The organism is Hymenobacter mellowenesis, assembly GCF_030581005.1.
Classification (GTDB): domain Bacteria; phylum Bacteroidota; class Bacteroidia; order Cytophagales; family Hymenobacteraceae; genus Hymenobacter; species Hymenobacter mellowenesis.
In genome coordinates this window covers 452,814-479,034 of sequence record NZ_JAUQSX010000003.1, presented here as the reverse complement: position 1 = coordinate 479,034, position 26,221 = coordinate 452,814, and the positions used below count along the sequence as shown (strand labels likewise).

Annotated in this window: 24 protein-coding genes; 11 read left to right on the top strand and 13 right to left on the bottom strand. The window is 62.2% G+C overall.

All coding sequences use genetic code 11. The features are described from left to right. Positions 1 to 687: a toll/interleukin-1 receptor domain-containing protein gene (locus tag Q5H92_RS08180; RefSeq protein WP_305011019.1), complete on the bottom strand. Its 687-nt coding sequence runs from the start codon at positions 685 to 687 to the stop codon at positions 1 to 3. Positions 688 to 785: 98 nt separating this feature from the next. Then, the gene (locus Q5H92_RS08175; RefSeq protein WP_305011018.1) at positions 786 to 2,210 is read right to left on the bottom strand and encodes an MATE family efflux transporter; all 1,425 of its coding nucleotides are present in this window, start codon (positions 2,208 to 2,210) and stop codon (positions 786 to 788) included. Positions 2,211 to 2,381: 171 nt separating this feature from the next. On the opposite strand from Q5H92_RS08175, the gene Q5H92_RS08170 reads away from it, so the two are divergent. Beyond that, positions 2,382 to 2,909 (top strand): NADPH-dependent FMN reductase, encoded by a 528-nt coding sequence (locus Q5H92_RS08170; protein ID WP_305011017.1) that lies wholly within the window; start codon positions 2,382 to 2,384, stop codon positions 2,907 to 2,909. A 22-nt stretch (positions 2,910 to 2,931) separates the two neighbouring features. On the opposite strand, the gene Q5H92_RS08165 is transcribed toward Q5H92_RS08170, so the two are convergent. Beyond that, positions 2,932 to 3,471, bottom strand: a complete 540-nt coding sequence (locus Q5H92_RS08165) for a DUF2062 domain-containing protein (RefSeq protein ID WP_305011016.1) — start codon at positions 3,469 to 3,471, stop codon at positions 2,932 to 2,934. Positions 3,472 to 3,578: 107 nt separating this feature from the next. On the opposite strand from Q5H92_RS08165, the gene Q5H92_RS08160 reads away from it, so the two are divergent. The 8 genes from Q5H92_RS08160 (at position 3,579) to Q5H92_RS08125 (ending at position 13,058) form a co-directional block, all read left to right on the top strand. Beyond that, complete coding sequence (locus Q5H92_RS08160; RefSeq protein WP_305011015.1) at positions 3,579 to 4,514, top strand: YihY/virulence factor BrkB family protein; 936 nt, start codon at positions 3,579 to 3,581, stop codon at positions 4,512 to 4,514. A 135-nt stretch (positions 4,515 to 4,649) separates the two neighbouring features. Continuing rightward, positions 4,650 to 5,237: a hypothetical protein gene (locus tag Q5H92_RS08155; protein WP_305011014.1), complete on the top strand. Its 588-nt coding sequence runs from the start codon at positions 4,650 to 4,652 to the stop codon at positions 5,235 to 5,237. A 36-nt stretch (positions 5,238 to 5,273) separates the two neighbouring features. Further along, entirely contained in the window at positions 5,274 to 6,725 is a 1,452-nt protein-coding gene (locus tag Q5H92_RS08150) for a DEAD/DEAH box helicase (protein ID WP_305011013.1), read from the top strand. A gap of 162 nt (positions 6,726 to 6,887) precedes the next feature. After that, positions 6,888 to 7,214 carry a low molecular weight protein tyrosine phosphatase family protein gene (locus tag Q5H92_RS08145; protein WP_305011012.1) on the top strand — a complete coding sequence of 109 codons (327 nt, stop codon included), beginning with the start codon at positions 6,888 to 6,890 and terminating at the stop codon, positions 7,212 to 7,214. A gap of 28 nt (positions 7,215 to 7,242) precedes the next feature. Then, positions 7,243 to 8,589 (top strand): hypothetical protein, encoded by a 1,347-nt coding sequence (locus tag Q5H92_RS08140; protein ID WP_305011011.1) that lies wholly within the window; start codon positions 7,243 to 7,245, stop codon positions 8,587 to 8,589. 203 nt (positions 8,590 to 8,792) lie between these two features. Continuing rightward, positions 8,793 to 10,109 carry a hypothetical protein gene (locus Q5H92_RS08135; RefSeq protein ID WP_305011010.1) on the top strand — a complete coding sequence of 439 codons (1,317 nt, stop codon included), beginning with the start codon at positions 8,793 to 8,795 and terminating at the stop codon, positions 10,107 to 10,109. 36 nt (positions 10,110 to 10,145) lie between these two features. Beyond that, on the top strand, positions 10,146 to 11,087 hold the full coding sequence (locus Q5H92_RS08130; protein WP_305011009.1) for a zinc-dependent peptidase: 942 nt from the start codon (positions 10,146 to 10,148) through the stop codon (positions 11,085 to 11,087). Positions 11,088 to 11,207: 120 nt separating this feature from the next. Further along, positions 11,208 to 13,058 carry a M2 family metallopeptidase gene (locus Q5H92_RS08125; RefSeq protein ID WP_305011008.1) on the top strand — a complete coding sequence of 617 codons (1,851 nt, stop codon included), beginning with the start codon at positions 11,208 to 11,210 and terminating at the stop codon, positions 13,056 to 13,058. Positions 13,059 to 13,217: 159 nt separating this feature from the next. Here Q5H92_RS08125 and Q5H92_RS08120 read toward each other — a convergent pair whose 3' ends face one another. Continuing rightward, positions 13,218 to 14,210, bottom strand: a complete 993-nt coding sequence (locus tag Q5H92_RS08120; protein ID WP_305011007.1) for a fasciclin domain-containing protein — start codon at positions 14,208 to 14,210, stop codon at positions 13,218 to 13,220. Between the two features lie 200 nt (positions 14,211 to 14,410). Here Q5H92_RS08120 and Q5H92_RS08115 point away from each other — a divergent pair, with 200 nt between their 5' ends. Next, the gene (locus tag Q5H92_RS08115; RefSeq protein WP_305011006.1) at positions 14,411 to 15,316 is read left to right on the top strand and encodes a hypothetical protein; all 906 of its coding nucleotides are present in this window, start codon (positions 14,411 to 14,413) and stop codon (positions 15,314 to 15,316) included. A gap of 76 nt (positions 15,317 to 15,392) precedes the next feature. Here the strand turns inward: Q5H92_RS08115 and Q5H92_RS08110 are convergent, their stop codons facing one another. The 9 genes from Q5H92_RS08110 to Q5H92_RS08070 form a co-directional block, all read right to left on the bottom strand. After that, positions 15,393 to 16,118, bottom strand: coding sequence for a pirin family protein (locus Q5H92_RS08110; protein WP_305011005.1), 726 nt, complete (start codon positions 16,116 to 16,118; stop codon positions 15,393 to 15,395). A gap of 266 nt (positions 16,119 to 16,384) precedes the next feature. Next, a complete protein-coding gene (locus tag Q5H92_RS08105) occupies positions 16,385 to 17,206 on the bottom strand; it encodes a helix-turn-helix domain-containing protein (RefSeq protein WP_305011004.1) in 822 nt (273 codons plus the stop codon). A gap of 117 nt (positions 17,207 to 17,323) precedes the next feature. After that, positions 17,324 to 18,133, bottom strand: a complete 810-nt coding sequence (locus Q5H92_RS08100) for a hypothetical protein (RefSeq protein WP_305011003.1) — start codon at positions 18,131 to 18,133, stop codon at positions 17,324 to 17,326. 86 nt (positions 18,134 to 18,219) lie between these two features. Then, positions 18,220 to 19,113, bottom strand: coding sequence for a hypothetical protein (locus Q5H92_RS08095; RefSeq protein ID WP_305011002.1), 894 nt, complete (start codon positions 19,111 to 19,113; stop codon positions 18,220 to 18,222). 44 nt (positions 19,114 to 19,157) lie between these two features. Next, positions 19,158 to 20,003: a hypothetical protein gene (locus Q5H92_RS08090; RefSeq protein WP_305011001.1), complete on the bottom strand. Its 846-nt coding sequence runs from the start codon at positions 20,001 to 20,003 to the stop codon at positions 19,158 to 19,160. A gap of 59 nt (positions 20,004 to 20,062) precedes the next feature. Further along, the gene (locus tag Q5H92_RS08085) at positions 20,063 to 20,947 is read right to left on the bottom strand and encodes a hypothetical protein (RefSeq protein WP_305011000.1); all 885 of its coding nucleotides are present in this window, start codon (positions 20,945 to 20,947) and stop codon (positions 20,063 to 20,065) included. Beyond that, entirely contained in the window at positions 20,944 to 21,618 is a 675-nt protein-coding gene (locus Q5H92_RS08080) for a DUF2306 domain-containing protein (protein ID WP_305010999.1), read from the bottom strand. Before Q5H92_RS08080 ends, Q5H92_RS08085 begins: the two co-directional genes overlap by 4 nt. Positions 21,619 to 21,711: 93 nt before the next feature. Next, positions 21,712 to 23,958, bottom strand: a complete 2,247-nt coding sequence (recQ, locus tag Q5H92_RS08075) for a DNA helicase RecQ (RefSeq protein ID WP_305010998.1) — start codon at positions 23,956 to 23,958, stop codon at positions 21,712 to 21,714. Positions 23,959 to 24,015: 57 nt separating this feature from the next. Beyond that, entirely contained in the window at positions 24,016 to 25,194 is a 1,179-nt protein-coding gene (locus tag Q5H92_RS08070; protein ID WP_305010997.1) for a THUMP domain-containing class I SAM-dependent RNA methyltransferase, read from the bottom strand. 247 nt (positions 25,195 to 25,441) lie between these two features. On the opposite strand from Q5H92_RS08070, the gene Q5H92_RS08065 reads away from it, so the two are divergent. Continuing rightward, positions 25,442 to 26,218: a retropepsin-like aspartic protease gene (locus Q5H92_RS08065; protein ID WP_305010996.1), complete on the top strand. Its 777-nt coding sequence runs from the start codon at positions 25,442 to 25,444 to the stop codon at positions 26,216 to 26,218. The last annotated feature ends 3 nt before the right edge of the window (positions 26,219 to 26,221 follow it).

The following is a 26,221-nucleotide window of genomic DNA, read 5'->3' as shown; positions in this document are numbered from 1 at the left end:
TTATTTGGCGATGCGGGGCGTTATCTTTTTAGTAGCGGGGGTAGCGGCGGCTTTGGTGGGAGGTTTGGCAGTCGTTTTTTTCTTCGCAATGGCCTTGCTTTTGGCAATGGCTTTGGATTTGGCAACGGCGCTGGTAGCGGCCGGTTCGGGCTGGGCGGCCACCGGGGCCACGCGCTTGGGGGCTTTGGGCGCGGCGGCTTTTTTCGGCACCGGTTGGGCGGAAGCGGCTTTCAGCTTGAGCAGCTTGGCAATCTTTTCGCACAGACGCACCACCTCTTTGTCGCGTTGCGAAGGCGTGAGGTCGACCAGCGGCTTATCGGGCTGGTTGAAGGTTTGCAGCTTGCCCAGCGGTGAGCTTTTGAAGGTGCTGTGCCCTACGATGACCGGCAGCAGCACCACCCCTTCGGCCTTCGCCGCTGCCAGCAGCGGCGGCAGTTCGTCGGAATGAATGAAGCTTGAAGCCATGAAGTGGCGGCTAATCAGCAGAATGCCTACTTTGGCGGTTGCCAGCTCTTTGCGAATGCGGTCCAGCCAGGGTTCGCCCACTTGCAGGTCCTTGTCGCTCCAGATTCGGAAGTTGCGGTGGTCGCGCTGCAAGGGCGCAAAATGGCTTTCGAGCAGTTTGCGCCACTTTTCGTCGGCGTGGCTGTAGCTGATGAATACGCTAGTGCGGGCAGAAGCAGGCATGAGGCGAATGTACAGCGCGACCGTCGATTCTGGCCCATTCACGGCCCCGGTCGTACATAACGGCGCTTAATAATGAGAGGCCGTTCCACCCCTCTCAGCTAGGGCTTGTCTTCCAGTTGCGCTACCACGTTGGCGTCCTGCTGCAAGGGGTCGGCCAGGTCCTGGCCTTTCCAGTCGCCGCGCAGGTACCAGAGCAGGGCCAGCACCGCCGCCAGCACGTTGGCGATTACAAACGACCACCACAGGCCGTGGAAGCCCAGCGCCGTGTGCTGCGACAGGTACCAAGCCACCGGAAACTGAAAAACCCACACCCCGATAATGGTCAGCATCATGGCCGACAAGGTGTTGCCCGACCCGCGCAAGGCCCCCGAAACTGACTGCTGCGCGCCCGTGAAGCACAAGCTGAACACAGCAATGTGCACAAACTCCACGGCGTCACGGCTCACGGCTTCGTCGCCTTTCAGGAAGAACTGCACCAACGGCCCGGCCGCCAGGTAGCCCAGCAGCCCCACCACCAGCAGCCCGCCGAAGCTGATGCCAATGGCGTAGTTGGCCGTTTGCACGGCGCGGGGCAGGTTGCGCGCGCCAATGTTCTGAGCCACCAGGGTGGAGCAGGCCAGCGAAATGCCCAGCGCCGGGATGATGCCCAGCGCCAGAATGCGCGACCCGATACCGTAAGTGGCCAGCACGGTAGTACCAAACGAGGCGGCCAGCACCGTCATCACCGACAGCCCCAGCGCCCTCGCCGACAGCTCGATGGACGAGGGCACGCCCAGCTTCACGGCACGGCCCATTAGCGCAAAATCGGGTTTGAAGCCTTTGAAGGAAAGCTGGATACCCGAGCGGCCCCGCAGCAGCACCGCCATGCCCACCGCCATGCTCAGGGCCTGCGTGATGAGCGTGGCCACGGCCGCGCCCGATACCCCGAAGGCCGGCACCGGCCCCCAGCCGTAGATGAAAAGCGGGTCGAGTAGGAAGTTGAGCGCCAGCGTGCCGATGTTGATGTAGAGCGGAATTCGCACCTCGCCCACGCCCCGCATCAGGGCCTGAAACATCAGGAAGCCGAAGTTGAAGGCCAGCCCCAGAAACAGGATGCGCTGGAACTGGTCGGCCTGCGCGAAGATGTCGGGCCCCACCCCGATGAGCCGCAGAATGAGCGGCGAGCCCCAGTGCGCCACCGCCGTGAGCACCAGCGCCAGCCCGGTTTCGAGCACCAGTACCTGGGCCGCAATGTGGTTGACCATGGGCAGGTTGCGGGCACCGTAGTTTTGGGCCACCAGCACCGAGCCGGCCACCGAAAAGCCCGACCCCAGTGCAATCAGAAGGAAATTGACTGGGAAGCTCACGGCTACGGCGGCCACCGCGCCAGCGCCCAGCCGCCCTACCCAAAAGGCATCCACCAGCTGGTAGCCGGTCTGGAGCAGGTTGCCGAACACGATGGGCAGCGCCAGCGTGAGCAGCGCTTTCAGGATGGAACCCTGGGTGAGGTTGGGACGGGAGCTGGCGGTGGCGGGTGGATGCATAGGCCCTCCATACGGACGGCGCGGGCGTTTGGCCGGGGTGGCCAGCTGGCTTGGGCAACGCAGGTAGTAGCGCCCCCGAAACTGCGCTCAAGGCCGTATTGGCCCGCCTGACGTAACCAATGGGGCGTCTTCCGGGTTAGCAGCAGACTTTACCCGCAACCCCGCTGCATTTTGATAACGATACTCGCCGGCACCAACCGGCCCAACTCGCGGGCCCGCCGCATCGCCAATTATTACCGCACGGTACTCACCGAGCTGGGCGCGGAAAGCCAGATTCTCGACCTGGCCGAGTTACCCGCCGATTTCGTGGCCACGGCGCTGTACGCCAACGTAGGCAGCCATCCCGAGTTCAACCGCCTGGCCGCTATGCTGGATGCCGGCCCCAAGCTGGTCATCGTGGTGCCCGAATACAACGCGTCCTTCCCCGGCGTGCTCAAAGCCTTCATCGACGGTCTGGCCTATCCGGGCGGCATCGCCGGCAAGAAAGCGGCCTTGGTGGGCCTGAGCAGCGGCGGCCAGGGCGGCCTGCTGGCCATGGCTCACCTCACCGACGTGCTGATGTACCTGGGCACGGCCGTGCTGCCCCAGCGCGTGCGCCTGCCCTTCATTAACCAGGATTTGAACGCCGAAGACGGCCTCAACCACGACCTTTCCCGGCAATTGCTACGCGAGCAGGCGGCGGCGCTGCTGGCGTTTTAACGTTGCTTTTTAGACGTTCTATTTACTCAACTGCCACCTCTTGCTTCGCCAGCACCCGGCGGAACACTGCCCGCAACACGAAATAAAGTACCGCTACCAGCGGCACGCAGGCCACGGCCCACAGCAGCAGGGCGCCCAGTTCGGCCCGCCACAGCAGTTTGCCGATGGCCTGCCAGCCCTCGTGTTCGATGAGCTGGCGCAGGGCGGGCAGCGTGAGGTGCTCCACCTGCGGGCCCTGGCCCAGCAGCCGGGCCCCGGCCCGCAAAAAGGGAATGAGCAAGGCCAGTTGGAAGAACGTCATCAGGTGGGTGACGAGCTGCATGGCGGCCACATTGAGGCGCAGGCGCAGGGCCACGGCGGCACTCAGTATGGTGGTCACGCCCAGCAGCGGCACGATGCCCACGGCCGCGCCCAGGCCCACGGTGAGGGCCAGCTGCGAGGGCGTGAGGCCGGCCTTGAGCAGGTCGAGCAAGGGGTCGAGCAGGCGGCGGCGCAGCCAGGAGCGCGGCGGCGCGGCGGGCTCAGGAGCTAACGGCAACGGCGAAGGTTCGGGAATTGGCATAAAGAAAAGTGAGGGAGGCCTGCGACGGGCCCGGCGGCGGCCCTTACCTTCGTTCAGGCAGGCTTCCTCATACGGCAGCGCCCCGAAATGTTGCCTTTTGGGCCTTTATGACAAAGTTAGGTTCTCCGCCCGAGCTGCCGGGCCCGTGGTGGCGCGAGCTGCCCATTCTGCTGCACCGCGCCGCCCGCGAGCTGGGCCAGAACGACCCACTGCGGTTGGGCGCAGCTACGGCGTTTTTCACGTCGTTTGCGCTGCCGCCCATCCTCATCATTCTGGTGCAGCTGCTGAGCTCGCTCTATCCGTCGTCGCTGGTGCGGGTGATGCTGCTGGCCAAGGTGAGCAACCTGGTGGGGGCGTCGGCGGCCGGGCTGGTGGCCCAGATTGTGATGAACGTGGCCGACCCCATGCGCAGCCGGCTGGTGACGGTGGCGGGCTTCGCCTTTCTGCTCTTTGTGGCCACCACGCTGTTCACCGTCATTCAGCACTCGCTCAATCAGCTCTGGCAAATCCGGCCCAAGCGCGGTGCGGGCAAGTTTTCTCAGGCTCTGCGCGAGCGGGTGCGCTCGGCCGGGGTGCTGCTGGCCACGGCGGGCCTCTCGCTGCTGGCCTTCAGCACCGATTCGGCGCTGGGCCTGTTTGCCGAAAGCATCCACGAGTTCGACGCCACCTTCGGCTACTTCGTGGTTCGCGGGCTGAATGCGTTCATCGCCTGGCTGATTCTGGCGGCGTGGTTCGGCGTCACGTTTCGCACCCTGAGCCTGGCCAAAGTGCCGTGGCGGGCCGTCACGCGCGGGGCGGCGCTCACGGCGTTTCTCATCAGCCTGGGCGAAGTGGTGCTGGGCCAGCTGCTGGTAGCCCGCGATTTGGGCCCCGTCTACGGGCCGGCCTCCAGCTTGGTGCTGGTGCTGCTGTTCGTGTTCTATTGCGCCATGATATTCTACTTCGGGGCGGCGTTTACCAAAGCGTACGCGCACCGTATCGGGCTCGATATCAAGCCCAAGAAATCGGCCGTGCGCTACCGGCTGGTGAACGTGGACGAGTAAAGCCTCTGCTTTGGCTGGCGGCGCTGCTCAACTCCTGAGCTATTTAATATCCGAGTTATGGCGGTGCTGCTTTTCATCCATTGGAGTAGGTTAGGCAAGGCTTACAGGCGTAGGAGTAAGCAGGGCTACCGTCCCTTGTTGACGCCGTTCTTCATTTCGCTGCTCCTGCTGCTGAACGGCTGCCGCTACGCCCGATTTGCCTTTGAACCGCATGCGGCGCGGCCGATTGCGGGCGTTTCCCGTGCGACTTTTGCCGGAGCGGTGCGGCCGGTGCCGCCGCCAGCCGGCAACCAGCCGGTGGCTTCGCTCAAATGCATGGAAGTGGCCGCATACCACTCACCCGGCAATCAACCGGAAATCCGGCCGACCGGTAAGCCCTTGGCCCGCCGGCATGAGAGCCCGAGATTTCGCCCTGGGCTCCACACACCCTCCGACACTCTGCTGCGGTCGGTTATCGGGCGGCGGCATTCTGGCGCTCCGGAGCCGAGCACGGGCTGGGGAAAAGTGCGTTACGTCTTGGGAAGGCTTCTGGCTTGGACCGTTTATCTGACGCTGGTGGGCCTGGGCGGCTGGCTGATTTTTCTGGTAGCGAAGTGGTGCTTTGCACTCGACGTGCTCGGGATTGTGTTCGGTGGCTTTATCGTGGTGGTGTTGGCATTACTTCTGTTGTATTTCCTGGTGCTTTTCGGCTTTTTCGCCCTTGTTTCGAAGACACCTATGTAATACGGCGCCCGCTGCCGTAAGCCGTACCTTTGCCCCGTGAATACTCCCGACACCTCCGCCGCCGGGGCCGCTGCCGAAGCGCCCAAAACCACCCAGCCCAACCTGCAATTCGCCGATTTTGCCCTCTCCCCCGCCCTGCTGGCGGGCGTGGCCGAACTGAATTTCACCCAGCCTACCCCCGTGCAGCAGCTGGTGCTGGCCCCCGCCCTCGAAGGCCAGGACGTGGCCGGGCAGGCCCCCACCGGCTCGGGCAAAACCGCCGCCTACGGCCTGGCCGTGCTCCAGCAGGTCGACCCCACCTCGGCCACCATGCAGGCGCTGGTGCTGGTGCCCGCCCGCGAACTGGTCCTTCAGGTGCGCGACGCCCTGCAGCGCCTCGGCAAGCACATTCCGAACCTGCGGGTGGCCGGCTACTACGGCGGCCACGCCATGCGCGACGAGGTGAAGGGCCTGCAGCAGATGCCCCACGTGGTGGTGGCCACCCCCGGCCGCATGCTCGACCACCTGGAGCGCCGCACCATTGTGCCCAACCGCCTGAAAGTGCTGGTGCTGGACGAGGCCGACAAGCTGCTGGAACTGGGTTTCCAGGAAGAAATGGCTACCATCATCAGCCGGCTGCCGCAGCGCCGCCAGACGCTCCTGTTCTCGGCCACCATGCCCGATAAGGTGCTGAGCCTCGTGCGCGAGTACCTGACGCGGCCCCGGGTGATGAACGTGGGCGGCTCCAACGCCACCACGCTGCCCGAGAGCCTGGTGCTGCTCGGCCACGTCCTCAGCGCCGCCGACATGAAGCCGGCGGCCCTTTACCATATCATCAGCCAGCCCACCGCCGGCCGCTCCCTGGTCTTCGCCAACACCCGCGACCGGGTGGAGGAACTTACCCGCTTCCTGCGCGGCCGGGGCCTAGCCGCCGAGGCCCTGCACGGCAAAATGCTGCAGCCCGAGCGCGACAAAAGCATGATGAAGCTGCGCAACGGCTCGGCCACAGTGCTGGTGGCCACCGACGTGGCCGCCCGCGGCCTCGACGTGAACGACCTCGACACCGTGGTGCAGTTCGACCCGCCCCACGAAACCGATACCTTCCAGCACCGGGCCGGCCGCACGGCCCGGGCCGGCGCCGTTGGCACCGCCCACCTGCTCGTCACGCCCCACGAGCAGCAGAAAATTCAGCAGTGGCCCACGGCTAAGAACGTGCAATGGGCCGGCATGCGCCCCCCGGCTCTGCCCGCCGCCGCGCCCAAGGCCCCCCGCCCGAGCACCGTCACGCTGCACGTATCGGCCGGCAAGAGCGAGAAAATCAGCCGGGGCGACCTGGCCGGCGCCTTTGTGAGCGTGGGCGGCCTGGAGCGCGACGCCGTGGGCCGCATCGAAGTCTTCGACCACCACAGCTTCGTGGCCGTGCCCGAGGCGCTGGCCGAGGAAGTGCTGGCGAATATGCAAGGGGCTAAGGTGAAGGGCAAGAAGGTGAAGGTGGCCCTGATTCGGTAGCAGAAAGGTATCCTAAACGATACCCAAACGTCATGCTGAGCGCAGCCGAAGCATCTCTACCACGCGAGTAAATCATTACTTCAGCGGTAGAGATGCTCCGGCTGCGCTTAGCATGACGTTTTTATTATTCATTCTCATTATTCATTCCCACACAGCCGCACCATGCGCCTCCTCTTCATCTGCAGCCAGAACAAGTGGCGCAGCCTCACCGCCGAGCGCCTTTTTGATGAGCACCCGCACTATGAGGCGCGCTCGGCCGGTACCGAGCCGGGGGCCCGGGTGCGCGTGTCGGCCGGCCACCTGGGCTGGGCCGAAACCATTTTCGTGATGGAGCGCCGCCACGCCGACCGGCTGCGCGAAAAATTTGCGGAGGAATTGCATGGCAAAACCCTCGTGGTGCTGCGCATTCCGGATAAGTATCCGTTTCAGGACCCGGCGCTCATTGCGCTGCTCCGCGAGAAGCTGATGACGCATTTGCCGCTATTTTAGCAGTCCGTTTCTCCCTTCCAATCTTTCTATGACGACACGCTTACTGCTTCTACCCTTTTGCGGCGCGCTCCTCTCCTTTTCTTTTTCGGCGAATGCCCAGGCGTATGAGCCGGGCTATGTGGTGCGCGCCAACGGCGACACGCTGCGGGGCGAAATCGAAAATGGGTTTTGGGTAGAGCCGCCCAAGCACATCCGCTTCCGGCCCGCTCCCGCCGCCCCCGACCAAGTGTTTAAGCCCCGGCAGCTGCGCCGCGTGAGCTTTACCGGGGGCCGGGCTTTTCGCTACGAGGGCCTGCCCATCGACCGCGCCGCCCGGGCCAAAGTGGGCAAGCTGCCCTACGAAAACCGCCCCGACGTGCACACCGATTCGCTCCTGGCCGAGGTGCTGGTGGACGGGCCAGTGTCGCTGGTGCGGGTGCAGCGGTTTGAGCGGCCCGCGCATTACCTGCTGCTGCAGGCCGGCCGGACGCCCCTCGACCTGAGCGAGCGCAAGTACCTGCGCCAGACTGTGGACAGAGCCTGGCTGCTCACCGACGGCAACAACTACCGGGGCCAGTTGAGCGTGTATTTCAGCGACTGCCCGGCCGCCCACGCCGCCGTCCAAAAAGCCCCTTTCACCGAAAAAGCCCTGGCCGACGTGGTGCAGGCCTACAACGAGGCGTATGCCAAGCAGCCCGGCCGCAGTCTGCTGGCCCTGGCCCGCCCGCGCCGCCGGGTGGCGTTTCAGGGTGGGGTGCTGGCGGGGATGCGCTACAACCGCATCGAAAGCGGCTCGCTGTACTACGCCGGCGCTTGCACCGACTGCCAGCCCCGCCCGTTTGCCGGGCTCTATGGCGAGGTGCTGCAGCCGGGCCGGGCCGTGGCGGCCTATTTTGAACTGAGCCTGAGCCGCTTTCGCAGCCGGGGGGCCGAGTACACCGGCTACAACACGGCCGGCATCGACCAGTTCAACGAGTTTGAGTATGCGGCGTGGCTGAGCACGGCCCGCCTCGGCATGCGCTACTTCATCGGCCAGGCGGCCGCGCAACGCCTGTTTGTGGGCATTGGCTACGAGCTGAATTTTATTGGCGGCGCCCGCCTCACGCCCACCAACGGCAAGCCCGCCCCCACCGACCCGGAGCTGTACTACGCCCGCCCGACGCTGTTTCCCAACGTGAGCGTGGGCTGGCGGAGGCAGCGCCTCACCCTGAGCCTCGACGGCCAGATGTACGGCAGCAGCGACCTGCAGACGGCCAACGCCACCACCGGGCTGGGCCAGATTGGGGAGCTGAACGGCGCGCTCTTCTTCGGCTCCAACTTTGCGGCCCGCCTGGGCGTGGCCTACCGGCTGGGTTCTAAAGCCGACGCACCGAAGCCCGCCCCCGCGCAGCCGTAAGCAGCGGCTTGCATCAGCCGAACCGCTGCCCCGAAGCGGTATTTCGGCCGAATCAAATTCGAACAGTATTCTTCCGCCCAAGCCCTTGCGCAGGCCGAAGCACCGCTTCGGGGCAAATGCACCGGCGGCCGTTGAGCGGCTTCCAAATCAGTCACAGTCGTTTGCCCTTATTTTCGATGCCTTATTCCCTTCATTCCCTTTCCATGCCCCGTCGTTTACTTTTTCTACTACTTGGTCTCTCGGCCTATTCTTACCAAACCCAGGCCCAAACGTTCGAGCCGGGCTACGTGGTGCGCGCCGTGGGCGACACCCTGCGGGGCGAAATCGAAAACGGATTCTGGGAAGCGCCGCCCCTTTCCATCCGCTTCCGCCGCACGGCCGACAGTCAGAGCGAAACTTACCTGCCGCACCAGTTGCGGGCGGCGCGATTCACCGGCGGCCGGTACTTCCGGTTCCTGCGCCTGCCCATCGACCACGCCGCCAAGGCTATAGTAGGCCATTTGCCCCGCGAAAACCGTCCGGCCATCCAAACCGATTCGCTGCTGGCCGAAGTGTTGGTGGAAGGCACCGCGTCGCTGGTGCGGGTGGTGCTGCCCGACATCATCCACTACGTGGTGCTGCGCCCCGACCGCCCGCCGCTGGACCTGAGCGAGCGCAAGTACCTGCGCCAAGGCACCGACGGGGTGTGGACGCTGGTGAATGGCAACAACTACCGCGGGCAGCTCGGCGTATATTTTGGCGACTGCCCCACGGTGTCCCAGGCGGCTCAGAAGGCCGCTTTCACGGTTGAAGGCCTCTCGGCCGTGGTGCTGGCCTACAACACCGCGTGCAGCCCCACCCACCAGCCCGGCCACAACGTGCTGGCCGAGGCCAAACCGCGGCGACGGCTGGCTTTCCAGGGCGGCGTGCTGGCGGGGGCGCGCTACAACCGCACCGAGAGCAACGCGGCGGAGCTGGCCGGCACGTGCGTCGATTGCGCGGTGCATCCCTTCGGCGGGCTGTACGCTGAGGTATTGCAGCCCAGCCGCACGGCGGCCATCTTCGGCGAATTGACGCTGAGCTCGTTCAAAAGCTCCAATGCAGAGTACGACTATTATTCGTACTCCAAATCCGTTTATACCTACAAAGCCCTGCTGGGCAGCGCGCGGCTGGGCGTGCGCTTCTTTATCCCGACTCCGCATGAGCGGCAGTGGCTGGTTAGCTTTGGGTATGAGCTGAATAAGACCATAGCGCCGCGCATCACCGCCGTTTCTGGTGCCACGGTGGAGGCCACCTCCAGCAACGTGCCCTTTGCCAAGGCAGTCATCCTGCCCAACATCGGCCTGGGCTTTCGCAGCAAACGCTTCACTACCAGCGTAGATGTGCAACTTTACCGCGACTACAACGACGATTCCCAAGGCTACGGCACCGCTTTCTTCGGCTCCAACTTCGCCTTGCGCGCCGGCCTGGGCTACCGCCTCGGCCGCAATACGGACGAGGCCACCAAACGCCCTGCCGATAGCCCCTGGTCTAACCCCTAGCCCAACCCGCAACCGGGGCAGCCGTACTATCGGCCCATGCCCTATTTGATTTCCCTGGCCGTGCTGGCGGCCATTCTGTACGCGTTTTACCAATACGCCACCGCCGATTCGCGCCGCCGCGCCGAGGCCGTCGCGGCCGAGTTCCCGAGTGCCTGGCGCCAGATTCTGGCCGAGCGGGTGGCCTTCTACCTGGCACTCAGCAAGAGTGAAAAAGCCCGGTTTGAGAAGCAGGTGCAGGTTTTTCTGGCCGGCACGCGCATCACCGGCGTGCAAACGGAGGTGGACGACACCACGCGCCTACTGGTGGCGGCCTCGGCCCTGATTCCGGTATTTGGCTTTCCTGAGTGGGAATACAGCCACCTGGGCGAGGTGCTCATCGTGCCCGATGCCTGGAAGCTGCCCGACGCGCCCGACCAGGAAGTGCAGCCGCTGCAGGGCACCTTGCTGGGCTCGGTGCAGGGCTTCCAGAACCAGCACTACATGCGCCTTTCCAAAGCTTCTTTGGAACAGGGCTTCCGCGACGCGGTGGACCGGCAGAACGTGGGCATCCACGAGTTTGCGCACCTGCTGGATGAGGCCGACGGCGTGATTGACGGCGTGCCCCAGGCCGCCCTGCCACCCGAGCTGCTGCAGCCTTGGGCCGAGGTGATGCAGCGCGAGATTGCTGCCATTCAGGCCGGCAAGTCCGAAATCAACCCTTACGCGGCTACCAACGAAGCCGAATTCTTCGCGGTGGTCACGGAATACTTCTTTGAGAAGCCCGAAAAGCTGGAAGAAAACCACCCCGAGCTATACGCACTGCTGAGCCGGGTTTTCCGCCAAAACCCCAAGAAGCGTTTCCTCCAATTCGCCACCGACCCGCGCGAGTGGCTGAAGACGTTACGCGGCCGTCGCAAGTTTGGCCGCAACGACCCGTGCCCTTGCGGCAGCGGCAAGAAATACAAGGAGTGCCACCTGGGGCAGGCGCAAGCGGCATAACGTCTGTCATCCTGAGCGCAGCGAAGGACCTTCTCACGTTGGAACCAATGATTCAGCCGTGAGAAGGTCCTTCGCTGCGCTCAGGATGACAGACGTCGGCAAAATGCATTTCTTTGCCCCATGAAAAAGCATCTGCTTCCCCTCGTGGCCGCCGTCACGCTGGCCGCCTGCGCCCCCACCGCGAAAGCCCCCGTCGCCACCACACCCGCAGCGTCGCCCCCGCCGCCCGCCGCCCCGGCCCCGCCCGACCACCGCGCTCAGGCCCAGCAGTTTCTGGACGGCTACAATGCCGAGTACGTGCGCCTCTACACGGCGTCGAGCGAGGCTGAATGGCGTTCCAACACGCACATCGTGGCTGGCGACACCAGCAACGCCGGCGCCACCACCCGCGCCAACCAGCGCATGGCCGCCTTCACGGGCAGCGCCGACAATATCCGCCAGCTGCGCGAGCTGCTAACCCACAAAAGCGCCCTGACGCCCCTGCAGGTAAAGCAGCTGGAAACGGCCCTCTACAACGCCGCCAACAACCCGCAAACCGTGGCCGACGTGGTGAAAAAGCGCATCAGCGCCGAAGCTGCCCAGACGGAAAAGCTCTACGGGTTCGATTATAAGTACGCTGGCAAGTCCGTCACCACCAACGACATCGACGAGCTGCTGCGCAAGGAAACCAATCCGCAGAAACGCCAGCAAATCTGGGAGGCCAGCAAGGCCATCGGCCCCACACTGAAAGACGGCCTGTTGAACCTACGCGACCTGCGCAACCAGACGGTGCAAGCCCTGGGCTACCCCGATTATTTCACCTACCAAGCCAGCGACTACGGTCTGACCCGGGATGAAATGATGGCCCTGGTGCGCAAAATCAACGACGAGCTGCGGCCCCTCTACCGCGAGCTGCACACCTACGCCCGCTACGAGCTGGCCAAGAAATACCACGTGAAGCAGGTGCCCGACTACCTGCCCGCCCACTGGCTGCCCAACCGCTGGGGCCAGGACTGGGGCGCGATGGTGGACGTGAAAGGCTTGAACCTCGACGCCGTGCTGGCCAAAAAAGGGGCCGAGTGGCAGGTGAAGCAGGGCGAGCGGTTCTACCAAAGCCTGGGCTTCCCGGCGCTGCCGGCTTCGTTCTACGAGAAAAGCAGCCTCTACCCGCTGCCCAAAAACGCCACCTACAAGAAAAATAACCACGCCTCGGCCTGGCACATGGACCTGAACCAGGACCTGCGCAGCCTGATGAGCGTGGAACCCAATACCGAATGGTACGAAACCGCCCACCACGAGTTAGGCCACATTTTCTACTACCAAACCTACTCCAACCCCGACGTGCCGCCCCTGCTCCGCCAGGGCGCCAACCGCGCCTACCACGAGGCCATCGGCAGCATGATGGGCCTGGCGGCCAAGCAAAAGCCCTTCCTGGTGGGCCTGGGCCTGATTCCGGCCAGCACCAAAACCGACCAGACCCAGCAATTGCTCCAGGAAGCCCTGAGCTACGTCACGTTTATTCCTTTCGCTTCGGGCGTGATGAGCGAGTGGGAAAACAGCTTCTACGCCGACAAGCTGCCCGCCGACCAGCTCAACGCCAGGTGGTGGGCCCTCTGCAAGCAGTACCAGGGCATGGTGCCGCCCACCACCCGCGGCGAAAACTTCCTCGACCCCGCCACCAAAACACACATCAACGATGACCCCGCCCAGTACTACGACTACGCCCTGAGCTACGTCATCCTGTTCCAACTGCACGACCACATCGCCAAAAACATCCTGCACCAGGACCCACACGCCACCAACTACTTCGGCAACGAGGAAGTGGGCCAGTTCCTGCGCGACATCATGCGCCCCGGCTCCAGCCGCGACTGGCGCGTGGTACTCAAGGAAAAAACCGGCGAAGACCTCTCGGCCCGCGCCATGGTCGACTACTTCCAGCCCCTCATGGCTTATTTGAAAGCCCAGAACAAAGGCCGGAAATACACGATGTAACTGGCTAAATCAAGCAAATAGAACGTCCTGCTGAGCGCAGCCGAAGCATCTCTACCGTGCAAGTAATCCATCCGATTGGGTTTACTATTGAGGTAGAGATGCTTCGGCTGCGCTTAGCAGGACGTTCTCTTTTTGCGCTCCGACGGCGCTATTTATCTACTACGGCAGCAGCACGCGGTCGATGACATGGACCACACCGTTGGTGCATTGCACGTCGGGAATCACCATGTTAGCGGGTGCGGTGTTGCCGTTGCCTTTGGCGGTGAGCACGCCGTTGGTGAAAGCGCCGAGGGCAATGGGGCCACCGGCGGCGGCAATGGTCGAGTTTTCGGGCAGCTCCGGGGTGAACTTGCCGCCCTGCGTGCCGCCAATGATGACGTGGTTGAGCAGCACGGCCGTCACGGTAGCCACCGGCAGCTTGCGAATGTCGGCGGGCACGTTGAGCGGCACATTCAGCAACACACCCAGGTCTTTAAATGCCTGGTCGGTGGGGGCAAAAACTGTCAGCTTGGGGGTCGTGGCAGTGCCCGTCAGCGCCGCTTGCAGGTTGCAATACACCACGGCTTCGACCAGGAACGTCAGCTCCGGCTTCACAAACACGTCCCCCTTTTGCAGGGCCAGGGCCGAGTTGAGCACATCGGCGCCGGTGGCCAGCAGCACCTTGTCGATGGGGTGAATTAGGCCGTTGGCAGCCGCCACGTCCGTGCCCAGAATCTTCGAGCCGTTGACGTACTTGCTCCCATCGGCCCGCTGAATGATGCGCCGCGTGATGCCCAACGCCGACCCCGACGTGCTGGCCGGCGTGAGCGCACTGCCCGGCAGCGTGCCGCTGAAGACGTGATAAAACAGCGTGTTGCGCAGAAACGGCTGCTGCAAAGCCGTGAGGTCAGCAGCCGAGTTGAGGCCCAGGCGGGCAAAAGCCGCGTTGGTGGGCGCAAACACCGTGAAATTGCCCGACGGGTCGGCGTCGTTCTTGTTGCCGAGCAGCACCGCCACGTTGCCACGAATGGCCGCATCTTCCAGCGTCTGGAAATCGGGATTGGTGACGGCAATGTTGGTAATGGTTGGTGCCACTTCCTTGTTTTTAGCACATCCGGCAGCAAACAGGGTCAGAGCCAGCACACCAGCTTTAAGGGGAAAATATTTTTTCATCGTGTAAAATAATGTATTGACCGAGCCAGAGGAGTCGTTCGGCCCAAATCGTTGACTATAAACGATTTTAAAAGGGCTTTGGATTGCGCTAAGGTAAATCCGAAAGCTGATTCCAGACCGTAGATTGCGCTCTGAAATAAATAACCATGGCTTTGCTCACCTCGCAACCCCGGAATTATTTATTTAATAAATCCAATTTTATGCAAAAACTATCTACGCTTGCACTCAGTGCTTTACTTGTGGTAACTACCGCTTCGGCGGGCCGGGCCCAGAGCCTGGTGAGCGGTTTTATGGCTGGCAAAGGCCACGGCTCGGTGGCCGTTTCGGGCACCACCGAAAGCTACATGCACGTATTTCTGGCGCCGGAAAAAATCGACGGCGTGCCCATTTTTCAGGAAGTCCGCATCAACTCCGTCAACCTCTACGGCACCTACGGCCTCACCGACAAGATTGACGCGGTGGTGAGCCTGCCCTTCATCCAATCGAAAGGTCGGGCTCCGGGCACCGTCATCAGCGACCTCAACGCCCTCTACTCCGACCAAGGCTACACCAACGTGCGCCAGGGCCTGCAGGACATCACCGGCCTGCTCAAATTCAAGGCCTACTCGCGCGAAATCGGCAGCAGCATCCTCGATTTGCTGGGCGTGGTGAGCTTCAGCACGCCCGTCAGCAATTACCAGACGAACACCGGTTATGGCTACATTATTGCCATCGGCAACCGCGCCACCAAGTACTCCACGGCCGGCGTGGCGCACCTCAAAACGGCCTCCGGCGTGTTTGCTACGGCCCAGGTGGGCTACAGCTTGCGCACCGGCCAGGTGCCGCACGCCCTCGTCGGCGAAGCCAAGTTGGGCTACGCCGGGCCCAAAACTTACCTTGAAGGCTACGCTTCGTTCCAGGAATCGGACGGCGGCACCGACATTTCGGAGCAGGGTTTCACGGGCTTCTTCCCCTCCACGCGCGTCAACTACGTGCGCCTGGGCGCCAGCGGCTACCGGCCCATCGCCAATGGTTTTGGGCTGTCGCTGGGCATCAGCACCTATGTAGCGGGCCGCAACATCGGCAAATCGACCGGCTACTCGGCGGGCGTGAGCTACAATTTTTAAGTCTCACACAATCTTTTGGTTACATAAAAAAAGCCGGCTCCAGGGCCGGCTTTTTTGTGTGCTTGCGGGAGCGAAGCTAGTAATTGGATTCGCTCGCGGGCAGGTCGATGAGGATAAACTGTGCATCCTTACCGGCCCGGATTTGTATCACGTCGTCGCCCGTCATGCGGGCCTGGTCGTTGGGGCCAAGCTCGGTGCCGTTCACGAAAATCACGCCTTCTTTCACGTAAATAAAGGTGAGCCGAATGGGGAAGGTTTTGAATTCGATTTCCTTTTCTTCACTCAGATTGGCCCAGTACACGGTGCTGTTCGAGTTCATGTACACCACGTCTTCGAGCACTTTCTGGCCCGTGACGAGGGGCACCAGCTTGTTTTTGTCGCCGCTGACGAAACCTAAGTCTTTCTGCTCGTAGCTGGGCGCCAAGCCCTTCTGGCCCGGAATGAACCAGAGCTGGTAAAGGTGCAGGGGCTTGTCCTGGCGGTTGAATTCGGAGTGGGCCAGGCCGGTGCCGGCGGTCATGCGCTGCACTTCGCCGGCTTTGATGGTCGTTTTGTTGCCCATCGTGTCTTGGTGCGTGATTTCGCCTTCGAGCACCAGCGTCACAATTTCCATCTCGGAGTGCGGGTGCTGCGGAAAGCCCGACTGCGCCGCCACACTATCATCATTAAACACCCGCAGCGGGCCGAAATGCATGTTGTCGCGGTCGAAATAATCAGCAAACGAAAACAGAAAGTAGCTGCTGAGCCAGGCCGCCGGGGCGGCGTGGTGGCGGTCGGCGGAAGAAATGTATTTAAGCATCATGCAAAAGCTTGGGGAATGGGGGTGCCCCCCATACGCGCCGGATGCGTGGGAAGTTGGCAGGGCCGCTTTCTTAGGCATGATGCATAAAAAAAGAACGTCATGTCGGGAAATAGAAACGTCATGTCGGGCGCAGCCGAGACATCTCGCGTGGGGTAGCAATTATAATCGTTTTCACGATTGAGTCACTACCCCACGCGAGATGTCTCGGCTGCGCCCGACATGACGTACTGTTTCGCGTTCTGCTTTAGCTCTGGAAAGCCCGCGGGCTACGCCTTCTTGAGCAGCGCTACTTGCTGCTGCAAGTCCAGCACGAGGCTAGCCACGCGCTCCAGCGACAGCTCGGCGATGGGGAATGTGCTGCTGATGTAGCTCTTGGCTTCCCAGATTTCGAGCACGTCGTCCACTTTTACGTCGTAGGGCGAGAAGTGTGGGTTGTCGGAATGCAGCACGAACATGGCGCCGGAGCGCATTTTGTTGAAGACGCGCTTGAACACGATGCCGTCACGGGCGCTCACCACAATGCACGGCGTACCGTCCTTGATGCTGGCCCAATCCTCCACATAGCGGCCCACGATGACAGTACCGCTGGCAATGGGCAGCATGGAGTCGCCGGCGATTTCGAAGGCCCGGTACGTGCCCGTGTTCGAGAGCATGGGCAGACGGAACTTGGGCAACACCTCCAGGTACTCGCGGTCGGCGTAGCCGTTGAGGTAGCCGGCGGCGGCTTTTTGGGGCACCAGCTCAATGTTTTCGTTCTGGTCCTGGTCGACGGTGAAGGCTAGCACGCGCAGCTTGCCGCCGGCGGGCGTGGGCGGCTCGGGCTGGTCGTCGGCTTCAGCGCTGGCCTCGGGAGCCGGGGCGGTACCGATGATTTTGGCGTTCTTTTTCTTGCTAAAGTCGGTGGTAACCAGCTGGTCGAGCGTGATACCGAACAGGCGGGCCATGTTGACGAGGGTGGCGAGGCGGGGCTCGGCGCGGCCTTCTTCGTAGGCGCCCACCAGGGAGCGTTTGATGCCGAGTTTATCGGCCATCTGGGCCTGCGTGAGGGCGAGCTCGCGCCGGCAAAACTTGAGGTTGGTATTAATCATCGGGGAGGGCAGCAGCCGGGAATAGCGTACAATGCTAACGCAGATTCGGCTGGTGAAGTTAGCAACGCAAGGGCGAAGATACTAATTCACTTAGCTAATAATTTTCTGCCCACCACTTTAGCGTCGAGCTACCGATTGCTCAGCCCACCATTCGTCGTTTTTCCAGAACGAATTCCAGCCCACGCGGGCGTATTTGGGGTTGATGTGAGCGTCCCGCTCACCGATTTCAAAGCGCGTCAAAATCTGGCGCGTCACAGCAATTCCCTGCTTCCAGAGGGCCGGCACGGTGGTTTCGGAGGCCGCGTCTTCGCGCCACTGACCATCGAAAAGCAGGCCGCCGTTGCGGGTGGCGGGGTTGCTGGTGTAGGTGGCCAGCTCGACGCGCTGGTTGGCAGTTAGCCGGAAATCCAGCGCCACGCGGCCGTTGAATTCTCCCCCGAGGCCGTGGCGGCTGGTGGCGCGCAGGGCAAAGCTGCCGGTGGCGCAATACACCGGGGCTTTGTTTTCGTCGAATTCGGAATACCTAGCCTGTTCGGTGGGCAGGCGCTGCACCTGCTGCAGCTCGACGCTGCCGCGGAAGGGCGTCACGTCCTCGTAGCAGCGAAACTTGCCGGCCACGAGGTAGCGGCCAGGACTTTTGGCGTCGGCCTGTACCGTGGTGAACACGAACTCAATACGCCGCCCATCGTAGCCGTAGCAGCCGTTAAGCACGTCCTCGGTGCCGCTTTGGGGCTTGTGCTGCCACAGCCGGCCCAAGTTGGCGCGGGACAGTAGGGCCTGCCGCGCGGCATTGGAGAGCACGGCGCCGGGCGCGGCCAGGGGCGCCGGGGCGGAGGTGGGCGGCGGGGCCAATGGGGTTGGCCGACGCAGGGGCCGGGCCGCGCCAAGCAGCAGCGCGGGCGCCGCCAGCAGCAGGAAGTAACGCATAAAACCGCGAAAAGAGTGAGTGAAGGCCCGCTATATTGCTAGATGGCGCTTCTAAATTCCTAACGGTGTGCTGCGGTGTTTTAGTATCAGAGGCTGAGGGCTGGCCTCGCAGGCTTGGCCCACCATTCGTCGTTTTCCCAGGCCTCGCTCCAATCCAGGCGGGCGTATTTGGGGTTGAGGGTTTCCCCGCGCTCGCCGATGTATAAATCCTTCATGGCGTCTGGCAACACGGCCTCGGAGTAGTTGGCAAAAGCCACGGCTTGCCGCCGGCCCGTTCGGTTGCTCGTCCACTGCCCCCGAAACAGCAGGCCCCCACCGCCGGTGGGCAGGACGGGGTCGGGCATGAGCTGCACCAAGTGCAGCTTGCCGGAAGCCAGTTGGTAGAAGTCCATGGCCGCGGTTCCCTGATAGGTACCGGCCCCATCGGTTGTGGGGTCTTCGCGTAGCGTAAAGCGCGCCGTGGCTGTGTAGGCCCGGGCCCGTGCCTCTTCCACCGAGTCGAGGTCCAGATAAGCTTTTAGCGGTTTCAGGCCTTCTACCGTGATGGTGCCCTCGAAGGGCGTGATGTATTTTTTGTAGCGGGTGCGGCCCTGCACCTGGAACACGTTCGGCTGCGCAGCATCTCGTTGCACACGCTCAAAAATCACGGAAATGTGGCGGTGTTCGTCGCCGTAAAAACCGTCGAGAATGATAGGCCGGGAAGAATCATTCGCCTTCTGGCTATAATCAGCCTGCCACAGCGGCGACAAGTCATTAGCTGCCAGAAATGTCGCCATATCCGCCGTTGGGGCAGCAGTTTTAGCGGCAACTGGTGAGGCCGGCAGTTGAGCACCTTCCGCCACTGCAACTTGTTTCGGTGGCTCAGCAGCAGTCGCTGGTTTGGTGCTGACGGCTTTCGCCGGCTTGGCCTGGGGCTGGCAGGCGGCGAGCAGCCCGGCGCTGGCGCAGGCAAGGGCGAAGGAGCGAAGCGGCTGGTTCATGGGCGGGGCGGAAGGGCTTTTGAGCCGTTTACTTTTCCGGCCGTTCAAAGGTTGAGCGAGGGCTTGGGCGAGTCGGCCCACCATTCGTCGTTCTCATACCACTCATTCCAGCCGTATTCGGCCAGCTCGGGATAAATGGTATCGGCGCGCGAGCCGAGGCCTATTTTCTCCAGTGCTTTGGGTACTATCACCAGAAAATTGCTGGACCAGGAGGCCGGTTGTTGCCGGCCCGTGCGGTTGTCGCGCCACACGCCTTGAAAAAGCAGACCGCTCCCCTTCGTGGGATTATCCAGGCCAAGGTCGATGCCGGTGAAAGTGACCTGGCGGGCTTGGTTGTGCGAATTGACCGCGAAATCAAGCATGGCCTTGCCCGAGTACACGCCGGCCCCTCTGGTGCTGGGGTCTTCGCGGAGCGTATACTCGGCGAAGGCGGTGTAGGCCCGGAGCTGGCGGCTGTTCTCCATGTACGCGGTATCGGGCAGGGCCGCAAAACGGTTGACGGTGCAAGTGCCTTCGAAGGGGGTAATCACCTTTTTGTAGCGGTTTTTGCCCCAGATGTGGTACACTTCCGGGTGCAGCGAGTCGCGGCGCACCTTCGAAAAGAAGAAAGAAATGCGGTAGTGGTCGGGGCCGTAAAAACCTTCCATGAGGAGGTTGCGCTTGGCTTCGGTGCTGGCGTTGCTCCAGGCAGTTGACAAATCGACCTGCGCCAGCGGCATTGGCGCCGAAGCTGCCATCGCTCGGCGGGAAACGGCCTGCTCCGGTGTGGTGGAAGTAGGTGCCGCCGGCGTTTCTTTAGCGGCGGCAGCACCAGGCCGGGACTGGCAGGCGACGAACAGCCCGGAACTGGCGACGCAGGCCAAGGCAATGGAGCGGAAAGGCCGATTCATGGCAGCAAGGTATCTTTTTTGCGCTAAGGTTGGGCAAGAAGTCGCCGCTATGAAGGCGTTTACAGGCTGAGACTAGGCTTGGGCGAATCGGCCCACCATTCGTCGTTTTCCCACAGCTCGTTCCAGCCTAGCTTAGCGTATTTGGGGTTGATGCTAAACGACCTTTCGCCTACATTGAAATCCGAGAAAACAGTGCTGCCGATGCCTTCAATGTTGGCCGAAGCGAGGAGTTGCTTGCGCTGTCCGGTTAGCGAGGAAGTCCATTCTCCGTCGAAATGCATGCGCCATCCTTTTGCAAACTGGCGTTTGTCATCGCCCATAAAATAGGTGGCAATGAGCGAGCTATCTGCTTTCTGCTGAAAATCAACACCTATCTGGCCCTTAAACACCCCTGCCGACTTCGAGCCCATTTCTCGCCAGCTGAACTCTCCCAGCGCCGTGTAGAACCTCGCAAACTCGCCCTGCAACTCGTATTCAAAGCTCTTTATTGGAACGCTGCGAAGCTGCCGCAGCCGAATAGTGCCGGTAAAGGGTGTCACTTGCCGCTTGTACTTGTCTTTGCCTTGCACATGGTAAAGCAATGGGTCGGCGGCATCACGCGTTATTTTCTGAAGAACCAGTTCAATCCGATAATGGTCGGGCCCGAAAAAGCCATCGCAAACAGTCGGCGACTGCAGACCAGCAGAATCCGCTTCATCCAGCCCCTGCCAGACGCCCGACAAATCGTGCTGCCGGGCAAAGGCGCGCATGGCCGGCGCCATGCTGTCCGGCATAGCGCTACTCACCGCCGAGTCGCAAACCACTACCGGCGGTCGCGTTGCTTTTGAAACCACTGTGGTGGGCAAAACAGCCGCTGGCTCTGACGTGACCACAACCTTTTCACTTGGGTGCTGGCAAGCTGTCAGCAATCCGGCCAACAAAATCGGATAGAACGTCCTTTTCATGCCGCCAATTTACCACGAAGGTCTGGCATAAACTCCCGCAGAAAATACCGCCCCAGCCCGGCTTCCAGCAGCAGCTCAATCAATATCAAATTGCCCACCCACGAAAGCCACGTCACCGTCAAATAAGTTTCTATCGGCTTGGTTTCGAACACGTAATACATCAGGTAGCTCTCGCCGCGCAGAGCCAGGGCAGCCAGCGTCACGGCGTAGGAGCGCAGCATCCAGTCGACGTGCAGGGGCCACTGGCGCTGGCGGGCGGCGCGGTAGGCCTTCCAGGTGCACAACCACCACACCAGGCACTGCAGCGTGAAGCCCACTTGTGCCGCCAGCCCGCCGTTGGCAAAGCGCGCCAGGATGAGGCCCGAGGGGGCCGCCAGTGCCAGTATCCCGATGACGTAGCCCTTGCCCAGCGCCCGGTGCAACCCCGGCCCGCGCCGCGCCAGCCACGGCAGAAACTGCAGCAGCCCCAGCACCAGCACCACCAGACTGGTGGTGATGTGCACGTAGAACCCCAGCCGGAAAACCGGATTATCGTTGGTTTCGTCGCTTTTGGTAGTGAGGAAATGGATGCCCTTCTCGAAGGTGTAGTAGGGCAGCGTTTTGGTAAGCATCAGGCCCGCAAAGGCGGCGATGAAAGCAGCGGCAAGAAAGAGGATGATTTTGCGGAGCATGAAAGCGACACATTCGGGCGACAACCGGCAAATAAAAAGGCCCGCCGTAATTAACGGCGGGCCGGCTTGAAATATTGGCTGACTGGCGCTGGTTTACTGCCCGCGCAGGCGCTTGTGGTACAGCGCGGCCATGCGCAGCTGGAAGTAGTCGTACTTCTCGCGCAGGTGGTCGAAGAGGTCGCGCAGGGTAGCATCGTTGCCGAGCTGGGCGCGGGCGGTGAGGATTTCGGCCAACTCGGAGTCGCTCACGAAGTCGTGGATGCGCAGCTCGCGGCCCTTGGCGTAGGCGTTGTAGAGGTGCGTTTTCACGGTGCTCAGGGCCAGGCCGCGACGCTCGGAAATATCCTCCGGCGTGAGGCCCATCTGGTGGAACTGGATGGTGGCATCTTCGGAATCACTCACGGGCTTGTCGGCGGGCTCGGGCTTGGCCAGGCGCGGGCGCGGCTCGTTGAACATGCTGTCCGAATCGGAAGGCACGTACTGGCCGCCCCCGCCGTGCTCCAGAATGAGCTTGATAAAGGCCTCGCCGTAGGTTTCAAACTTCTTCATGCCCACGCCCGACACGCCCAGCATGCCCACGCGGCTCACGGGCCGCTCGGCCGCCATTTCCTGCAGCGTGGCGTCGGAGAATACCACGTAGGGCGGCACGCCCTGCTCGTCGGCAATGGCTTTGCGGAGCTTGCGCAGCTTGTCGAATAGCTGCGCCTCGGGCGTGCCCACGGCGGCCGTGGAAGCGGCATTGGCGGCTTTCTTGCTGGCGCGGGTGGGCTTTTCGGCCTTCTCGCTGGGCTGGAACTTGCGCAGCGGTAACGGCAGCTCGCCCTTGAGCACCTGGTGGCCGCGCTCGGTGATTTTCAGGGCGTAGCCTTCCTCGTAGGCGATGTAGAACAGGCCGTCGTTCAGCATCTGGTGGATGTAGCTGTACCAGTCGAGGTAGGGCAGGTCGCGGCCCGCGCCGTAGGTCTTTATCTGGTCGAAGCCGCCTTGCAGCACGGCCTGGTTGCGCATGCCGCGCAGGATGTCAATCAGCAAATTGATAGCCACTTTCTCGCGGCTGCGGAACACGGCCGACAGCGCTTTTTGGGCAATGAGCGTACCGTCGAACGTGGTAGGTGGGTTGCGGCAGATGTCGCAGTTGCCGCAGTCTTCGGCCAGGGTTTCGGAGAAATAATTGAGCAGGATTTTGCGGCGGCAGCTGGCGGCTTCGGCAAATTGCTGCATGCGCTCCAGCTTGGCGGTGTTGAGCTGAGCCTGACGGGCGGGCACGTCCTTGGTCACCATCTCGCGCATCTGCATCACATCGGCGAAGCTGTAGAACAGGATGGCGGTGCTGGGCGCGCCGTCGCGCCCGGCCCGGCCGATTTCCTGGTAATAGCCTTCGATGTTTTTGGGCAAATTGTAGTGCATCACCCAACGCACGTTGCTCTTGTCGATGCCCATGCCGAAGGCGATAGTGGCCACAATCACCTGAATATCATCCTGCAAAAAGGCTTCTTGCACCTTGCCACGCTGCAACGGCGTCATGCCAGCGTGGTAATGCGCGGCCTTGATGCCTTTGGCGAGGAGCTTTTGGGAGATGGTTTCGCAGGTTTTGCGCGAGAGGCAGTAGATGATGCCGGGGTCCTGCGGGTGGCGGCCGATGTAGTCGATGACCGAGCCCACCCGGTCCTGGCCTGGGCGCACGATTAGGTTGATGTTGGGCCGGTCGAAGCTGGAGAGGAACACCCGGGGCTCGCGCATGTTGAGCTGGGTGATGATGTCGCGCTTGGTCAGGCGGTCGGCCGTGGCCGTGAGGGCGATGATGGGCGTGTTGGGGAAGTGGTTCCGCAGCTGGCCCAGTTGGGTGTACTCGGGCCGGAAATCGTGGCCCCAGCTCGAAATACAGTGCGCCTCGTCGATGGCAAAAATGCTGATATTGACCCGGTTCAGAAACTGCAGAAACCCGTCGCTCAGCAGCTTCTCGGGGCTCACGTATAGTAGCTTGAGGTGCCCGCTCACGGCCGCGCGGGCAATGTCGTTGGACTCGTTCTGGCCCACGCTGCTGTTGATGTAGGCCGCCGCGATGCCGTTGGCTTTCAGGGCTTCCACCTGGTCCTTCATCAGGGCAATGAGGGGCGAGACGACCACGCAGGTGCCCTCGCTCACAACGGCCGGAATCTGGAAGCACACCGACTTGCCGCCACCCGTGGGCATGAGCACTACGGTGTCGCGCCCGCCCAGAATGTTCTGGATGATGTCGCCCTGCATAGGGCGGAAGTTGTCGTAGCCGTAGTACCGTTTCAGGGCCTGTTGGGCGGCGGGCAGCAGGTTGGTTGGAGCGGTAGTTAGGGTATCAGACATAATGCGGGAAGAATAACTAGTTAAAATAACGTGACGAGGCGGGAAGTTCCAAGCAGATTAGTTTCCGGTAGGCGCCTCGGCCGGTTTTGGCTCCCGCCGGCTCCCCCGATATAGCTCGTACTTCAGCAGCCGGCAGTCAATTGGCCCGTTAAACAGCGGCGTCCGCCGCGCCGGCTTCAGCCCGATGCTCTTGGCCGCTTCCAGATTTCCGGTAAACACGAACGCATTGTAGCCCTGAAAATTCGACTTCAGCGTGTCGCCAATGGTTTTGTAGAGCGCGGCCATCTGGGCCTCCTCCCCTATTCGCTCGCCGTAGGGCGGGTTGGTGAGCACGATGCCGGGTTCCTCTTTGGCGGGTGCGGCAGCGTCTTTCACGTCGCGCACCGACAGGCGGATGCAGTCCTCCAGGCCGGCGGCGGTGATGTTGGCGGCGGCCATGTCGATGGTTTTGGGGTCGAGGTCGGAGCCGGCGAGGTAGGCCTGGGGCTCGTCGAGGCGCTGGGCTTTGGCTTCCTCGCGCACCTGGTTCCAGAGTTCGGGGTCGAAGTCGTACCAGTTTTCAAACCCAAACTTGCCCTGGTGGAACAGGCCGGGCGCAATGCGCTGGCTGATGAGGCCGGCCTCGGTGAGGAGAGTGGCCGAGCCGCACATGGGGTCGATGAGCGGCTTTTTGCCATCCCAGCCGGAGAGCAAAACCAGGCCGGCGGCCAGCACCTCATTCAGCGGGGCCTCGTTGGTGTGCTGGCGGTAGCCGCGGCGGTGCAGCGAGTCGCCGGCCGCGTCGAGGCTGAGGATGACTTCGTTTTCCGTCATGCGCAGGTGCAGACGGATGTCGGGCTGGCGGGTGTCGATGCTGGGCCGCTCGCCAGTGCGGGCCCGGAACTGGTCCACGATGGCATCCTTGGTGAGTTGGGCCACGAAAAGCGAGTGCTCGAACGTGGAGCGGTTCACCACGGGGGTGATGGCGAAGGTCTGGCCGGGGCCGATGAAATCCTGCCAGTCGATGCGGCTTACTTCGCGGTAGAGCGCCTTTTCATCGGCGGCGTAAAAGGCGGCGAAAGGGCGCAGCAGGCGCATGGAAAGCCGGCTCCACAGCGCCGCTTCGTAGAGCAGGCGGTGGTCGCCCATGAACTCGACGGCGCGGGAGCCCACGTGTGTGATGTCGGCCCCGAGGGCGTAGAGCTCGTCGGCGAGCAGTTCTTCCAGACCGAACTGGGTGGTGGCGGTGAGGTGCATAGTCCGGCAAAGGTCGGCAGGAATGCGGAAGCATTATCTACGACTAATTTCGTACACAACAATGTTAAACAGCTAATTCCAACATACATTTACGGCACATCATCCAAAACAGCTCTCCACACTTATGGTTAAAATTTTGATTTTCTGTATATTATTATTTTGTCCGCTAATACTGAATGCTCAGACCAAGCCGATTAATACGATTCCTTTCGTACTGGATAATAATGGTATCTATATCTATTGCCGGGTGAACGCCGCAGACAGCCTGAAATTTCTGTTCGACACGGGTGCCAACGGCTCGGTCCTGAGCGAAGATGCCGCCGCCCGCATTAAACTGCCGCGCACCGGCACCACGCTCAACATTGGCTCAAATGGCACCAATACGGTGAGCCAGAGTGCGGGCAATGCCGTTCGCTTTGGCAACATCACCAAAAGCAACGTCTCGCTTGCCGTCATTCCATACGAGGGCGTCCGCTTCGACGGCGTGTTCGGCACCGACCTGATGAAAGGCTACGTCATAGAGGTGGATTACCACAAGAACGAGCTGCGGTTTTACGAGCCCGCCGACTACCACAACGACCTGAGTGCCTACACCCGCTGCAAACTGCGCTTCGTCGATGACTACCCCACCATCACGAGCACCATCGTGGCCAACGGCCGCCGCTACACGGGCCGGTTTGGCCTCGACACGGGGGCCGACGACGTGCTGACGGTGGCCGCGCCCTTCGGACGCAAGCACGGCCTGCCGGCCCGCCTGCCCCGGATTGGCACGGCCACATCCCAGGGCTCCGACGGTTCGACCTACCAAAGCGCCGTGACCCTGGCCCCGGAAATCCGCTTCGGCCGGAAGTACTTTTACCGCGTGCCGGCTACCCTGTCGCAGTCGACCAGCGGCAACAATGCGACTGAGGACAAGGCTGGTTTCTGGGGCAACGGCTTTTTGAAGCGGTTTAACGCCGTGTGGGATTTCAACCGAAACTACCTCTACCTCAAGCCCAATAAAAACCTGTACACCGAGCTTTAGCCG

What these genes read in the sequence shown, in the direction of transcription:
- Q5H92_RS08180 (WP_305011019.1), bottom strand. Translation starts at nt 687, where the DNA reads ATGCCTGCTTCTGCCCGCACTAGCGTATTCATCAGCTACAGCCACGCC.
- Q5H92_RS08175 (WP_305011018.1), bottom strand. Translation starts at nt 2,210, where the DNA reads ATGCATCCACCCGCCACCGCCAGCTCCCGTCCCAACCTCACCCAGGGT.
- Q5H92_RS08165 (WP_305011016.1), bottom strand. Translation starts at nt 3,471, where the DNA reads ATGCCAATTCCCGAACCTTCGCCGTTGCCGTTAGCTCCTGAGCCCGCC.
- Q5H92_RS08160 (WP_305011015.1), top strand. Translation starts at nt 3,579, where the DNA reads ATGACAAAGTTAGGTTCTCCGCCCGAGCTGCCGGGCCCGTGGTGGCGC.
- Q5H92_RS08145 (WP_305011012.1), top strand. Translation starts at nt 6,888, where the DNA reads ATGCGCCTCCTCTTCATCTGCAGCCAGAACAAGTGGCGCAGCCTCACC.
- Q5H92_RS08140 (WP_305011011.1), top strand. Translation starts at nt 7,243, where the DNA reads ATGACGACACGCTTACTGCTTCTACCCTTTTGCGGCGCGCTCCTCTCC.
- Q5H92_RS08135 (WP_305011010.1), top strand. Translation starts at nt 8,793, where the DNA reads ATGCCCCGTCGTTTACTTTTTCTACTACTTGGTCTCTCGGCCTATTCT.
- Q5H92_RS08130 (WP_305011009.1), top strand. Translation starts at nt 10,146, where the DNA reads ATGCCCTATTTGATTTCCCTGGCCGTGCTGGCGGCCATTCTGTACGCG.
- Q5H92_RS08125 (WP_305011008.1), top strand. Translation starts at nt 11,208, where the DNA reads ATGAAAAAGCATCTGCTTCCCCTCGTGGCCGCCGTCACGCTGGCCGCC.
- Q5H92_RS08120 (WP_305011007.1), bottom strand. Translation starts at nt 14,210, where the DNA reads ATGAAAAAATATTTTCCCCTTAAAGCTGGTGTGCTGGCTCTGACCCTG.
- Q5H92_RS08115 (WP_305011006.1), top strand. Translation starts at nt 14,411, where the DNA reads ATGCAAAAACTATCTACGCTTGCACTCAGTGCTTTACTTGTGGTAACT.
- Q5H92_RS08110 (WP_305011005.1), bottom strand. Translation starts at nt 16,118, where the DNA reads ATGATGCTTAAATACATTTCTTCCGCCGACCGCCACCACGCCGCCCCG.
- Q5H92_RS08105 (WP_305011004.1), bottom strand. Translation starts at nt 17,206, where the DNA reads ATGATTAATACCAACCTCAAGTTTTGCCGGCGCGAGCTCGCCCTCACG.
- Q5H92_RS08100 (WP_305011003.1), bottom strand. Translation starts at nt 18,133, where the DNA reads ATGCGTTACTTCCTGCTGCTGGCGGCGCCCGCGCTGCTGCTTGGCGCG.
- Q5H92_RS08095 (WP_305011002.1), bottom strand. Translation starts at nt 19,113, where the DNA reads ATGAACCAGCCGCTTCGCTCCTTCGCCCTTGCCTGCGCCAGCGCCGGG.
- Q5H92_RS08090 (WP_305011001.1), bottom strand. Translation starts at nt 20,003, where the DNA reads ATGAATCGGCCTTTCCGCTCCATTGCCTTGGCCTGCGTCGCCAGTTCC.
- Q5H92_RS08085 (WP_305011000.1), bottom strand. Translation starts at nt 20,947, where the DNA reads ATGAAAAGGACGTTCTATCCGATTTTGTTGGCCGGATTGCTGACAGCT.
- Q5H92_RS08080 (WP_305010999.1), bottom strand. Translation starts at nt 21,618, where the DNA reads ATGCTCCGCAAAATCATCCTCTTTCTTGCCGCTGCTTTCATCGCCGCC.
- recQ (WP_305010998.1), bottom strand. Translation starts at nt 23,958, where the DNA reads ATGTCTGATACCCTAACTACCGCTCCAACCAACCTGCTGCCCGCCGCC.
- Q5H92_RS08070 (WP_305010997.1), bottom strand. Translation starts at nt 25,194, where the DNA reads ATGCACCTCACCGCCACCACCCAGTTCGGTCTGGAAGAACTGCTCGCC.